Genomic DNA, 14646 nt, shown 5'->3' on the forward strand with positions numbered 1-14646 from the left:
TAACAAAAGGTTAGATAATAAGAGCCGTGTAAGCGGAGACGCTTACGCACGGTTCTGTGAGAATCTCGGGCTGAAATGCCCGGGTTTACTTGACAATGTAGTTTGTTGATAACGAAACGATGGAGATGCTTCGTGATATCACAATAAAGGCCGTTTTCATGGGGTGGATTGTTTGCAGCGGCGCCCTCGGACTGAAAGCGCAGCCGATCCGGCTTGCATCCGACGGTGCCGCTAACTACCGTATTTTCACTGCGGATTCGAGTCGTATCGCTTCGGAGGCCAGTGAAGAGTTAAAGAAATACCTCGCACAGCTGAGCGGCGCGGTTTTCGCGGATTCGGACGGATTAACCGGACGCACGATCGTGGTAGGTACAGCGCTCACAATCAAACAGCATCCTGCTGCGATCGATATTCCCTTGCTAACCCATGATTCCTATGGCTTGCTAAAACGTGGGCATACGATTTATTTGCTGGGGGGATCCGAACGGTCTATTTGGTATGCCGTGTATGATTTTCTGTCGAGACTGGGGTGTCGTTGGATAGCACCTGAATTTACCTTTTATGAAGGAAAGGATAAATATGTGCCCGTACGACCCCGGCTCGACTACCGCTATGCGGGTGATATCATCGAACAGCCGGCATTCAATTATCGAAAATTATATATCGAAGAAGGGCTTTCGCATAACGTTGAAAACCTATTGCAGTTGATTAGGTGGATGCCACAAGCCCGTTTCAATGTGCTGGTTGCCCCTATTGACTATCAGGGGCACGGTCGTGCCCAATGGGACAATTGGCGCCAACAGCTGATTCCGGAGCTTAAAAAACGCGGAATCGGCATTGAGGTAGGCGGACATGGCTACCAGAACTTCCTGCATGCAGGGATGGAAGATGGACGGTTATACACCGATCATCCGGAGTGGTTCGGAATGGACCAGAACGGACACCGTTCGGCGGATCCACATATTGTGTTCTGCACATCCAATGCGGAGGCCGTTGCCTACCTGAATCACCGCATTGGTGAATACCTGGATGCTCATCCTGAGATTGATATTTTTGATTTCTGGCCGCCGGACAATGAAAAGTGGTGTATCTGTGAACGTTGTGAGGCGTTGGGAACGGTAACAGAAAGACATGCTTTGCTGGTTAGCGAAACGGCCAGCTACCTGAAAAATAGATGTCCCGATGTAAAATTGGAATGCCTGGCTTATCACCATTATACGGAACCTCCGCAACACACCACGTTGGATAACAGCGTTCTGCTTGATTTCTGCCCAATTAATCAGCAGTTCGAGTACCAGATTTATGAACAAGAATCGGAAAACAACAAACGTTACAACGAAAGTTTACGTCGTTGGATGGACAGTTTCGGTGGCGATATCAGCATTTATTCTTATTATCGGAAATATGCTTGGCGCAGCTTGCCCAATGTGATTCCCCACTATATGCAACGTGATCTTATTTATTATCGAGACATTGGTATTAAAGGAATTTCTGTTTACTCGGAACCTGGCGATTGGTTTACTTTCGGATTGAACCACTATGTATTGGGAAACTTAGCTTGGAATCCGCGAATTCATGTAGATAGCTTGATACAGGGGTACTGTACGACGTTATATGGCGAAGCGGCAGATTTGGTTGGTGATATTTATACGGAACTGGAGGATATTGTTCGATTTGGATGTAATATTCCTTTTTCTGCACCGAAAACTATGGCAGCGTATGAAGCGTATACTGCCCGCCTTCTGGTATGTGGTGAGCAGCTCGAAGCGGCAACGGCAAATCCGGATTTGGACCTCATAACGCGTAGACACCTAAAACGTGTAGCGCTTATGGTAGGATATGCTAAGGCGAGCGCGCGTACGAAGTTGCTGAGTACACGCGGTGCGGTGGAAGAAGCCAATCGGGTGGCGAGGGAGATGAAACAAACGATCAATGAAAACAAGCATGCAGGGGTATTTATCCCGCGATAGACACCATGAATATCAATTATCATAGCGCAGCAAGTCGGTTACTTCAGGTAGCCAAACAGACGGTTGTTATGCTATTGGCTATGGCCTGTATCACTGGCTGTAAACGAAATAATATCCTACCGGATGATGAAGGAAATCTTCCGGAAGAACCGACGGAAACCGAAGCATATCCGGGCGTGCCAAAATCAACAATCTATGAGGTGACGATCATTCGCGAAAACGAACAGCAAAAAATGACCGTTTTTCAAAATTCATGTCCTGAATTCTCTTTGGGGTATATGGACATGCAGGAAAATGACCGGTTTCCCTTGGATATCTTTGCCGGTCGCAGCATCAACTGGACTCAATTCTCCTTTTCGGGGAGCGTTACCGTAGAGGTGAAAGTGGTCGATCCGCAGAAAGTACCGGTTGGAGAAACCATTAGCGTATGGCCTTCGCGGCATAGAGTATCAGCCACCGTCGAGGGAAACACCGTGCGGTTTACATTGACCAAACCGGGACAGTATTCGGTAGAAATTGGTGAAAACGGCTATAAAAATGGTTTGGTTATTTTTGCAGATCCACCGGAAACAGATCCACCGGGAAGCAATCCCGAGGGCTATGCGCTCTTAGATCAAGCTACAGCCGCCCAAGTCAATGCAGTGCCCGCTTCCTATTCAGGTGTTTACTTCAGGAAGGGCGTGCATGACATCGGTGTGTATCGTGTCCCTCCGCATATAAAAAATATTTACTTTGAAGCGGGCTCCTGGGTATACGGGGCGTTAATCATGGACGGGAATCCAAACGTGAAAATCTTCGGAAGGGGTGTCCTTTCTTCCGGTAGACTGAAATACCGCGAGTCCCATTGCATAGAGGCGATCAATCAAAGTAATAACATCCATATCGACGGGATTGTAGTAGCCGATCCAAAGTATTTTGCCGTCCGGTTAATCGGACAGAATAATACAGTCAAATGGACTAAGGTCGTCGGCGGATGGGTCTATAACTGCGACGGGATTGCAGCCTATGCCGGTTCTACGGTGTCGGATTGCTTCATCTGGGCGAATGACGATGCCATTAAAGTATACCGCAACAACATCACCTGGTCGGACTGTGTGGTATGGCAACTGAACAACGGGGGAGTCATCCAAATGGCGTGGGGCGGCTCCAACGCGACCAACGTGCACATCCGCGGTGTGGATGTGCTGCGCGCCGAATGGAACAAACCGGGTTTTAATCGGGCCTTGCTCAGTTGCGTAGGGAACCGGTATCAAGAGCCGGGCAAGTCCGGTAGTCAGCAAGATTGGGTCATCGAAGACGTGACCACGGAAACTCCGATTCCCATCGTCTTTAACGTTGTGCCTGATCCGTTCAGTCCAAATACCATCCACGGATTGAACCTTAAAAACTGGGATGTAAAAATGCCAATGGACACAGAATACCGAAACACCATTGTCGGAAATGATCCGGACGAACCGTTTGATGGATTTGTTTTTGATAACTTCCAGTTTAACGGAACGAAACTTACGCCAGCCAATTGGCTGGAAGTAACCGATTTGGAGGTAGACAATCTGATAACCCCTGAATTTAAGTGATATGAACAAATTCAACAGACTGCTGACATTGTTTTTACTTGGGTACCTCGTTGTGCCGTCTGCTTTGGGGCAGGACAAGGAACAGTTGCCTAACATTGTCATCATTATGGGCGATGATCTCGGCTGGGGCGACTTGAGCTGTTACGGTGCCACCGGCACGTATACCCCGGCCATTGATAGTCTCGCCGCTCATGGGATGCGGTTCACGGATGCGCATAGCTCATCCTCCCTGTGTTCGCCATCGCGATACAGTTTAATGACCGGGCGTTATTCCTGGCGTACTCATCTGAAGAAAGGGGTGCTCAAATGGTTTGCCAAACCGCTCATCGAAGAAGGACGGACAACGCTGGGAACCATGTTGCAAGCACAGGGTTACCAAACGGCCTATATTGGCAAATGGCATTTGGGATTCGAATGGCCCCTGCTGGCCGATCGACTGCCGGCCGATGCGGATAAGGAGGTGTTTGATACCTGGGAACGGACCTCGCAGGATTACATCGACTTTTCACAACCCGTGAAACAGGGGCCAACGCAGCGTGGATTTGATTATTACTACGGCATTGCGGCATCCAACAACATGATCCCGTTTGTCTTCATCGAGAATGACCGGGTGGTACAGCCGCCGACGGTAGAAAAAGAATATGTATACGACACGGACCAGGCTAAACCGCGTGCTCCCAATTGGGAATTGGAAAAGCTTGATCAGCATCTAACCGAGCAAGCGGTCAAAGTCATCGACCATCATTTTTCATCGGTAACCAAAAATCCATTGATGCTCATTTTCTCCACCGCATCGGTTCACCGCCCGTGTCTTCCCACCTTTACGAAGGGGAAAAGCAAAGCGGGGTTGCGCGGTGACATGGTGCTGGAATTTGACTGGGTGGTCAATGAAGTTGTCCAGGCATTGAAACAGCACGGTGCATTTGAAAATACCCTGCTGATCGTCACATCTGACAACGGCGCGGTGCCCGGCGATCCGGTGTTCGCGCTGGAGCGCTATCACAGGGATTTGGGGGACAAATATTACCTGGATTATTTTGACGGGCAGGTGCCGGAACACATCGACCCGAACGGTAACGAAATTGCGCAAAAAGGATGGTATACGTACGGCCATGCATCCGCCGGACCGTTTCGGGGGTTCAAATCGGAACCGTGGGAGGGCGGACACCGCATCCCGTTGATCGTACATTGGCCGGGAAAGATACGGGCGGGCAATGTGAACGACAATATGATTTGTAATGCGGATGTTATGGCTACGCTGGCTGAGCTAACCGGATATCAGGGTGGGATCGGGCAAGACAGTTATAGTTTTTTAACTAACTTGTTGAGCCAATCACCCGACCAACCCCGCCAATCCATGGTATTGGCGTCCGGTAGGAGCGGAGCGCTCATTGCCCGAATGGGCGAATGGAAATACATTGCCGAAGCCAATGGCCACCAAAAAGGAAGCCTATATAACATGATCGATGATAGCAAGGAACAGCACAATGTATATAACCAGTATCCGGATACCGTGATGGCTATCCAGCAGCTAATTGATCAAGTGGAACAATATAATAAACGGGAGACTTTACCATGAATACCAGACTCTTTTATTTGCTAATCGTATTTTTAGCGATTCGCCTAACCAGTGTGGCACAGGAACGCCAGCAGACAGGCAATCGGATGAATGTCATCTTCTTTCTGGTAGATGACTTGGGGTGGAGTGACGTAGGCTGCTATGGCAGCGACTTTTACGAAACCCCGAATATTGACCAATTGGCCAAGGAAGGGGTCAAGTTTGAACAAGCCTATGCATCCTGCCATGTATGTTCGCCTTCCCGCGCCAGCATGCTTACAGGTAAATATCCGGCCCGCCTCAACCTGACGGACTGGTTGCCGGGGCGAAAGGAATTTCCGTTCCAAAAGCTCAAGAATGCAGAAATCAACCAACATCTACCCTTGGAAGAGACAACGATTGCGGAAGCGTTACACGAACAGGGGTACCAAACGGCAATTATCGGCAAATGGCATTTGGGCGAGGAAGGATCAACGCCCCTAGACCATGGATTTGACTACCGGATTACGTCTTGGAATAAAGGTTGGCCGCTGACTTACTATGCACCCTTTCGGCTGGGAGGTATGGAAAACGTAAAGGAAGGCTATCTTACAGACTACCTGACGGATAAGGCCGTTGAATATATAGAAGATAACCAAGAATCACCTTTTTTTATGTACCTATCCCATTTCGCCGTACACGATCCCATACAGGGCCGTCCGGATCTGGTCAAGAAATATGAAGCCAAACTTGCTAAACTGGAACAGGTGCAAACACCGCCTTACATCCTCGAAGCGAATCCGGATACGGTTTCACCATTTTCGAGGAGCGAGCTGAATCGCATGTTGGAAGAACCGGCTTATCAAGGATTTGATCTGATGCCCAATCGTATTGTGAAAATCAAGCAACGTCAGGACAATGTTCAGTTTGCGGCGATGGTGGAAAGTATGGACGAAAGCCTAGGACGTATCGTGGCGAAGCTAAAAGAGTTGAATTTGTATGACAAAACCATCATCATCTTTACCTCCGATAATGGGGGAATGGCTGCGGCCAATTTTGGAAATCCTGCCAAGCACATCCCTGCTGAGGCTGTCGATAAACAGTTTTCTACGTCAAACTTGCCCTTGCGGGGAGCCAAAGGCTGGTTGTATGAAGGAGGAATCCGAGTACCTGCAATTGTGAAAAATCCACAGGTGTCTAAGAAGGGTATGGTTTGTGAAACCCCTATTATTAACACGGATTTTTATCCTTCAATTCTGGATATGTTGGATCTGCCGCTGCTTCCTGAGCAACATGTCGATGGCCAGAGCTTTACAGACTTACTGGCAAATAAACGCAGACGAACCGACACACCACTTTACTGGCATTTCCCACATTACAGCAACCACGGCCTGCAAAGCCCAGGAGGTGCCATCCGATATGGTGACTATAAGTTGATTACTTATTTTGAAAACGGTACCGTGCAACTTTTTAATTTAGCCAAAGATATGGGTGAACAACACGATATTGCGTCGGAAAAACCCAAAAAAGTGGCGGAACTGCAATCCATGCTAGCGGCATGGCAGAAACGCGTTTCTGCCCAAAAGATGGTGCCTAATGAAGCATATAAACCCTAGTACTCGTATATAAACTCAAACAGATATGAAAAAGAGAGCCAATTTGATGCCTATTTGCATGGTTGCCCTGATGTCGGGCTGTACGGCCACGAACCCTTCCGGTGGACATGATCTGCCCACTGAAAAGACGCTGTCCACTGACGTGCTTCAAGACAAAATCAAGGGGGGATGGGCCGGTCAAACGATTGGTGTAACCTATGGCGGTCCCACCGAATTTAAGTACAACGGAACATTTATTCAGGACTATCAACCGATTCCCTGGTACGATGGTTACCTCAAGAAGACCATGGAGGAAACCCCCGGTCTATACGATGATATCTATATGGATTTAACTTTTGTGGATGTGTTCGAGCGGCTGGGGCTGGATGCTCCCGTAGATTCATTCGCACATGCATTTGCCCATGCCGAATATAGCCTTTGGCACGCCAATCAGGCAGCGAGGTACAATATATTGAACGGAATGAAAGCTCCGGAATCCGGTCACTGGCTCAACAATCCACATGCAGATGATATCGATTACCAGATTGAAGCTGATTTCGCAGGACTGATGTCGCCCGGTATGCCTAATGCAGCTTCGGCTATCAGCGATAAAATCGGTCATATTATGAACTACGGCGATGGATGGTATGGAGGTGTTTACGTGGGTGCCATGTACGCCTTGGCCTTCGTTTCGGACGATATAAATTTTGTCGTGCATGAAGCGCTAAAGACCATTCCAGTCGAAAGCAATTATTACAAATGCATGGCCGATGTGATTAAGTGGCACGATCAATATCCCGATGACTGGAAACAGACATGGTTCGAAATCCAGCGGAATTGGTCAGAAGATATCGGTTGTCCGAAAGGTACATTCAGTGCGTTCAATATTGACGCTACGATTAATTCTGCCTATGTACTTTTGGGATTGCTGTATGGAGGTGGTGATTTTGCAAAGACCCTAGATATCGCTACCCGTGCGGGACAGGACTCGGATTGTAATCCGGCTACGGCAGCAGGTATACTAGGTACCATGATTGGCTACGACCAGATTCCTGACCAATGGAAATTGGGATTGGCCGAAGCCGAAGATCTGGACTTCAAATATACCACCATGTCGTTGAATAAAGTATATGAAACGGGGTATAAGCATGCACTGGAGATGATCAAAAGAAACGGGGGCACCGTATCTGATACAGAAGTAACGATTGCCGTTCAGCAACCCGAGCCGGTCCGGTTGGAAAAGGCGTTCGAAAATCTCTATCCAACTGAACGGATAGAATGGGGTAAGAACCTCGCCGCCGGTGAGCATACCTTTGAATTCGAAGGTACAGGTATCGTGATCGGCGGAAATGCGGTAAAACGGCAGAATGATCTACCGCACGCAGTTCTTGAAGCAACGCTGTTTGTGGATGGCCAGGAAGTCGAAACGGCAAAGTTCCCGACGGATTTCGTGACGAGGCGATTGGAGTTGTTCTGGAAATACCAGTTGCCGAAAGGAAAGCATTCCGTAAAAATTGTAGTCAAAGACCATTCCCAAGGATATGAGCTACGTGCTACGGATTATTTAATCTATTCGGATACACCGCATAAACATTAGTTAGTCTAGCATTTATCCAACATGTGTAAACTGTTCTCCAGCTTTGTGACTATAGCGGCAATCTGTATGGGTGCGCCAAATGGGGCACGGGCTGCACTGCAAACAAACGTCGAAAACACGTCGGCTACATCGGCGCATCGGCCAAATGTTATCGTCATTCTATCGGACGACCAAGGCTACGGCGATTTTTCCTGTCATGGAAATCCGATACTGAAAACACCGGCACTGGACAAATTGAACGGCGAGAGCATCCGTTTCAGCAACTTTCACGTAGCCCCGCTGTGCACTCCCACAAGAGGCCAGTTGATGAGCGGAATGGAGGCGATGCGTAACAAAGCCAGCACCGTGCTTACGGCACGCGGCCTGATGCGTCGGGATATTTTGACAATGCCGGAAGTATTTGCCGACAATGGGTATCGTACCGGCATTTTCGGTAAATGGCACTTGGGAGATGCTTATCCCGATCGTCCAATGGACCGAGGCTTTGAAAAATGTGTCTGGACGAAGGGATGGGGCCTGCTTTCTGAGATGGAATTTGATAATGATTATTATCAAACGCGGTATTTGGACAGCTTGGATACGTGTTATGCTGAAAAATACTGTACCGATCTATGGTTTGATGAAGCAATGGCCTGGATGGGAGAAATGGCGAAGGAGCAACAGCCCTTTTTTACTTACCTCGCATTGAACGCCCCACATGGACCTTTTCATTCTCCTGAAAAAAACCGGAAACATTACCTAGGGAAAGTGGCCGATGACAAGGTGGCATCTATCTACGGTATGGTCGAAAACATCGACGAAAACATGGCGAAACTAGATGCATGGCTCGAACAGCAAAGGTTAAAGGAAAATACGCTTATCATCTTCATGAATGACAACGGTGCACCCAAGGGGTTGGAGATGTACAATGCAGACATGAGGGGATGGAAAGGTGATGTATATGATGGTGGGCACCGTGCCGCTTGTTTTATTCGGTGGCCAAATGGCAGTTTTGGCCGGCCGACAACGGTTGGTTATCCCACAGCCATTCATGACCTACTGCCTACATTTATCGATCTTTTTGACTTCAGTGTGCCGAGTGGCTATCCACCATTTGATGGCATCAGCTTGGTATCCGTTCTTGAACGCCCCATGGCCGACCACGGTAGCCGCATGTTTGTGGTTCAATATGGCAATTACCCAAAGACTCAACAGTACGATGGTTGTGTGGTCTGGGATGCGTGGCGTTTGGTAGGAAAAGATGAATTGTATAACCTCGATGAAGATCCGGGGCAGGAAAGAAATATAGCTAAAGAGTATCCGGATGTCGTCGAACAAATGAAAACTTATTATGACGCTTGGTGGACGGGTGTTGCGCCGGGTATCGATGAGTTCGTGCCGCTTATTGTTGGCAGTGAAGAAGAAGACTCCGTAATATTAAGCTGCGGATTCTGGGAAGGAGGGGATGTCAACACGCAATGGGCGGTGGCCAATGGTGCGGGTGGCGAAACCGGCGGACAATGGCATATCGACGTAGTAAAACAGGGTACTTATTTGCTTGAATTGAGCAGATGGCCATTTCACCTTGAACGTCAACTTACCCAAAATGGGCCGTCGGAGTCTATTGCAGGAACTGCCTTGAGAACAGGTAAATCGCTGCCGATTACTTATGGTTGCGTACAGGTGGATAATAGCGAACGAATAACCTCTTCCGCAGCGGCTGGCGCGGTTACTGTAAATACCAAAGTAACGTTAACGAAGGGTCCACATTTACTGAAGGCCTTTTTTAAGGATAGAAATAAAAATAACGTATGCGGAGCCTATTATGTGCGGGTAAGTCGATTAAAATAGACGAATGATTTTCTTTTATTATATTTTCGCTATAAAAATTGTCTCTCAGCGGCAGCCGAGCAGATCGATAAACTCGCTTTTATATTCAACGCGATTATATTGCATATAAAAGTGAATTTATCTAAGTTTAGCAACTATTTGAAAATGACAAATATGAGCCAGCTCGGTAGGCAATATGAAACGCGTAAAAACAATTAGCTAAAGAATGAACACAGCCAAAAGGTTTACCATCCCTTATATTCTTGTTGCAATACTGGCAGCCGCTTTTTCCGTTAGTTGTACGGGCGAAGACGAAAAATCTAGGCATCTTGCTGGCTCTACACCGAAAATTATCTTTGACACCGATATAGGCCCGGATTACGATGACATAGGTGCTATTTCTGTATTGCACGCACTTGCGGATAGTGGCGAATGTGAAATACTGGCAACCGTAGCCAGCGATGCACATCCATCCATCGCACCTACAATAGCCGTATTTAACCGTTATTTTGGCAGGGATAGTTTGCCTATTGGTGCAGCAGTTCAAGGAGCGCCCGACTTCACCGCTGAGAATGGGTGGAATGATACGTTGATCAATACGTTTGCACCAGATGTGCGGACAAAAGATTATCCGGATGCAGTAACAGTTTACCGACGTGTGTTGGCTAGCCAACCAGACAACAGCGTGACCGTTGTAACCGTGGGATTTTTGTCAAATATCAGCGCATTGTTAGATTCGCAACCCGACGAATATTCGGAACTTACCGGTATAGCGCTCGTTAATACGAAAGTTAAGCAGCTGGTTGCGATGGCAGGTACATTTCCCGAGGGTACTGAATTCAACGTAAACAAGCATGCTTCGGCATCTGTAAATGCGATTAACAGGTGGCCGAAACCGATATTGTTCAGCGGATTCGAAATCGGTGCCAAGATCTTTACGGGAGGTAAAGTAGCCCAGCAAACGGGAAATAATCCGGTAACCAAAGGCTATGCCTACAACCTTAAAACGTACACCGAGAAGGGAGAAACCAACCGTAATTCCTGGGATCAAACGGCAGTATTGGTTGCAGTCCGTAATCCAGAGGATTACTTTTATGTAAACGGACCGGGAAAATTCACGGTGCAGGAGGATGGTTCAAATACGTGGGATCCGACGGTCGATGCCGGCCATTATTTCATCAGCCATAAATATCCGTATAGTCACATTGCAGGAGTAATCGAAGGACTGATGTTGCAGGCACCAAGTCACTAGTACGGTAGTCAGGCCAATATAGTACCAAAATACGCTAACAATTTGTTGGAAAACCACCGAATTGTTGGCTTATTTTGTCCTAATATTTTGAGAACGTATAATCCAGTTAATTAACCAAGAACTGATGACAACGAGGACAGACAAACATGAGAGCGGATCGCCCACCTTATTGAATTGGGCCGAAGTTGAAGCATATATAAAACGTGCGAAAGATGCGTTTGAACCCTACAGGCAATCCGCTGTATCGCAACGTATTGACTTTTTACGGCAAATTGCTCGTGAAATTGATGCCATTCGGACTGATCTGATTGAAGCCAGCCACCGGGAGACACACCTTCCAGAGGGGCGCCTTGGTGGCGAGATCGACCGGACGATCAACCAGATCAACTTGTTTGCCGGGGTGTTGGAGGAGGGATCGTGGGTAAATGCAATTATTGATACGGCTAATCCACAACGTATGCCGCTTCCGAAGCCGGATATCCGGCAAATGCAACTGCCCATCGGCCCGGTGTGTGTGTACGGGGCAAGCAATTTCCCGTTTGCTTTCTCGGTGGCTGGGGGTGATACAATATCGGCTTTGGCCGCAGGGTGCCCTGTAGTATACAAAGTCCATGAGGGGCATCCGCAGACATCCTCGCTGGTAAGTGGTTGCATCGAAAGGGCTGCCCGCGAAACGGGTATGCCGGATGGTGTATTCGCTTCGCTGACGGTGGCGAGGGAGGTTGGCGTACAGGTGGTTACTCATCCGTCGATCGCGGCAGTTGCCTTTACAGGCTCTTTTGCGGGGGGCAAGGCGTTGTCCGACGCAGCGGCAAAGAGACAGGTGCCGATTCCGGTTTATGCTGAAATGGGAAGCATCAACCCGGTTTTTTTACTGCCTGATCAATTGAAGCTTCATGCGGAGGCAACCGCCACAGCTTTGGCGGCGTCTAATACATTGGGGGCCGGGCAATTTTGCACCAATCCGGGATTGATGGTTCTGTTGCAATCGCCCGACACGGAACGTTTCCTGTCAATTTATGGAACGCAGTTGGAAGAACAGACCTGCCACGCTATGTTGACGCCGGGCATCTACAGGGCGTACTCAGCAGGGGTGGAGCGTTTAAAATCCATCGGTGCGCTCAGCCTAATGGGTGAAGGTAAAAATTCGGAATTGGCTGAAGCTGCCGTTCCGGTGGCTTTCCGTGTCAGTGGAAGCGATTTTCTTCGAAATGAATTCTTGCAGGAAGAGTATTTCGGACCGGCATCCATCCACGTGGTTGCCGAAGATGAAGCGCAACTGATGGAAATCGCAAACGCATTGGATGGGCAGCTGACAGCTGGAGTTTGGTGCACCGACACGGATATCGATGCATTCGAGCCGTTATTTCGGGTATTGGAGCACAAGGCAGGAAGATTGATCATCAACGGAGCACCTACGGGGGTGGAGGTATGCCACGCCATGGTTCATGGTGGACCTTTTCCTGCTACCACGGACGCCCGGAGCACGTCAGTAGGAACCCAGGCCATTTACCGTTTTACACGGCCGGTGAGTTACCAGAATTATCCGGATCGGTTACTACCTGTTGAACTGCGGGACGGTAACGAATCCAGCATTTGGCGGAAAGTGGATGGCGAACTGACCCGGAAATCACTTTAAAAAAATAGGTAATGGCTATCAGATCGTTACGGATACATCCACACGACAACGTGGAAGTGGCATTGACCGACTTGTCGACAGGAGAATGGATAGAGGCAGACAACGAACGGATTCGCCTATTGGACGATGTGCCGGCCAAACATAAGTATGCCATTAAAGATTTTGAGGTAGATGCGGATATCATCATGTACGGCGTGTTGGTAGGCAAGGCGGTTGTTCCCATCCGAAAGGGGATGTTGATTTCGACTTCAAACATTCGCCACGCATCCGGTGAATACCGCGTGAGTCAGCGAAAGACAGATTGGTTACGGCCAGATGTATCCCCATGGAAAGAGAGAACCTTCATGGGGTATCATCGGGCCGATGGATCGGTGGGGACGAGAAACTACTGGCTCCTCATTCCATTGGTGTTTTGTGAAAATAAAAATGTGAGCGTTATTCATGAAACCCTCGTAAAAGAATTGGGTTATCAGCGCGAAATATCTCCTTACGGTGGTTTGGTACGGGCATTGAAACAGCGGTATCACAACGGAGGTAACGGCGATGTATTGGAGCCTTCGATAGTCGATACCGTGTACGATGCCCCGGAAGATAACGTATTCGGCAACGTTGACGGCATCAAGCTGCTCACCCATACCCTCGGCTGCGGGGGAACCAAAGACGATGCACGGACGCTGTGCGGATTGCTTGCCGGCTACATCACACACCCAAACGTAGCGGGTGCAACGGTGTTGAGCCTCGGATGCCAAAATGCCCAAATCCCATTGCTTGAAGCGGAGATTGCCCGCCGTGACGCACACTTCAGCAAACCTTTATACCTACTGGAACAACAGCGGATCGGTAATGAATCGGAGTTGTTGCGTGATGCCATTACCAAGACCTTCGCCGGATTGGCGATTGCCAATACATGCATGCGTCAACCTGCGCCACTTAGCAAATTATGTCTGGGTTTGGAGTGCGGCGGTTCCGATGGGTTTTCGGGAATTTCGGCGAATCCGGCCTTGGGTTATGTATCCGATGTGTTAGTGAGCTTGGGTGCATCGGTGATCCTTTCCGAATTTCCAGAACTCTGTGGCGTGGAGCAGGAGCTTAGCGATCGATGTGTAGATGAGGATACCGCGGATAGATTTATACAGCTGATGCAGACGTATCAACATAGGGCAGAGGCCGTGGGATCGGGATTTGACTCCAACCCCTCGGCGGGTAATATCCGCGATGGTTTGATCACCGATGCCATTAAATCGGCAGGTGCTGCCAAGAAGGGCGGGACGTCGCCTGTGGAGGATGTATTGGATTATCCCGAAAAAGTAAGCAAACCGGGGCTAACGTTACTATGCACACCGGGTAGCGATATTGAATCCACTACGGCAGAGGTGGGATCCGGTGCGACGGTGGTGGTGTTTACCACCGGGTTGGGCACGCCGACGGGAAATCCGATCGCGCCTGTGGTGAAGGTTTCGACAAACACCACGCTGTACGAGAAGATGAAAGACATCATCGATCTCGATGCCGGACCGGTGATCCGAGGAGAAGAGACGATTGAAGAGGCAGGAGAGCGGATTTTGGAGCACGTGATCCAGATAGCAAGTGGCGGGTCAATGGCCAAAGCAGAGGCAGGCGGACACGACGATTTCATCCCCTGGAAACGAGGAATTTCGCTTTAAAAGAACTAA

The 14646-nt window shown here is 48.8% G+C and carries 9 protein-coding genes; all 9 read left to right on the top strand.

Going from position 1 to position 14646, the window contains the following annotated elements; translation table 11 throughout:
* The first annotated feature begins 158 nt into the window (after nucleotides 1–158).
* Nucleotides 159–1970: a DUF4838 domain-containing protein gene (locus BMZ56_RS20135; RefSeq protein WP_177195231.1), complete on the top strand. Its 1812-nt coding sequence runs from the start codon at nucleotides 159–161 to the stop codon at nucleotides 1968–1970.
* 5 nt (nucleotides 1971–1975) lie between these two features.
* Nucleotides 1976–3544 carry a hypothetical protein gene (locus BMZ56_RS20140; RefSeq protein ID WP_218146631.1) on the top strand — a complete coding sequence of 523 codons (1569 nt, stop codon included), beginning with the start codon at nucleotides 1976–1978 and terminating at the stop codon, nucleotides 3542–3544.
* Between the two features lies 1 nt (nucleotide 3545).
* The gene (locus BMZ56_RS20145; protein ID WP_090629973.1) at nucleotides 3546–5123 is read left to right on the top strand and encodes a sulfatase family protein; all 1578 of its coding nucleotides are present in this window, start codon (nucleotides 3546–3548) and stop codon (nucleotides 5121–5123) included.
* Entirely contained in the window at nucleotides 5120–6697 is a 1578-nt protein-coding gene (locus BMZ56_RS20150; protein ID WP_090629977.1) for a sulfatase, read from the top strand. The genes BMZ56_RS20145 and BMZ56_RS20150 overlap by 4 nt, the downstream gene beginning before the upstream one ends.
* Before the next feature lie 25 nt (nucleotides 6698–6722).
* Complete coding sequence (locus BMZ56_RS20155; RefSeq protein WP_090629979.1) at nucleotides 6723–8273, top strand: ADP-ribosylglycohydrolase family protein; 1551 nt, start codon at nucleotides 6723–6725, stop codon at nucleotides 8271–8273.
* A gap of 21 nt (nucleotides 8274–8294) precedes the next feature.
* Nucleotides 8295–10103, top strand: coding sequence for an arylsulfatase (locus BMZ56_RS20160; RefSeq protein WP_090629982.1), 1809 nt, complete (start codon nucleotides 8295–8297; stop codon nucleotides 10101–10103).
* 205 nt (nucleotides 10104–10308) lie between these two features.
* Complete coding sequence (locus BMZ56_RS20165; protein ID WP_090629983.1) at nucleotides 10309–11334, top strand: nucleoside hydrolase; 1026 nt, start codon at nucleotides 10309–10311, stop codon at nucleotides 11332–11334.
* 124 nt (nucleotides 11335–11458) lie between these two features.
* The gene (locus BMZ56_RS20170) at nucleotides 11459–12973 is read left to right on the top strand and encodes an aldehyde dehydrogenase (NADP(+)) (RefSeq protein ID WP_090629986.1); all 1515 of its coding nucleotides are present in this window, start codon (nucleotides 11459–11461) and stop codon (nucleotides 12971–12973) included.
* 11 nt (nucleotides 12974–12984) lie between these two features.
* Nucleotides 12985–14637 (top strand): UxaA family hydrolase, encoded by a 1653-nt coding sequence (locus BMZ56_RS20175; RefSeq protein WP_090629989.1) that lies wholly within the window; start codon nucleotides 12985–12987, stop codon nucleotides 14635–14637.
* Nucleotides 14638–14646 lie beyond the last annotated feature (9 nt).

This window comes from Parapedobacter indicus (assembly GCF_900113765.1).
GTDB classification, from domain to species: Bacteria; Bacteroidota; Bacteroidia; order Sphingobacteriales; family Sphingobacteriaceae; genus Parapedobacter; species Parapedobacter indicus.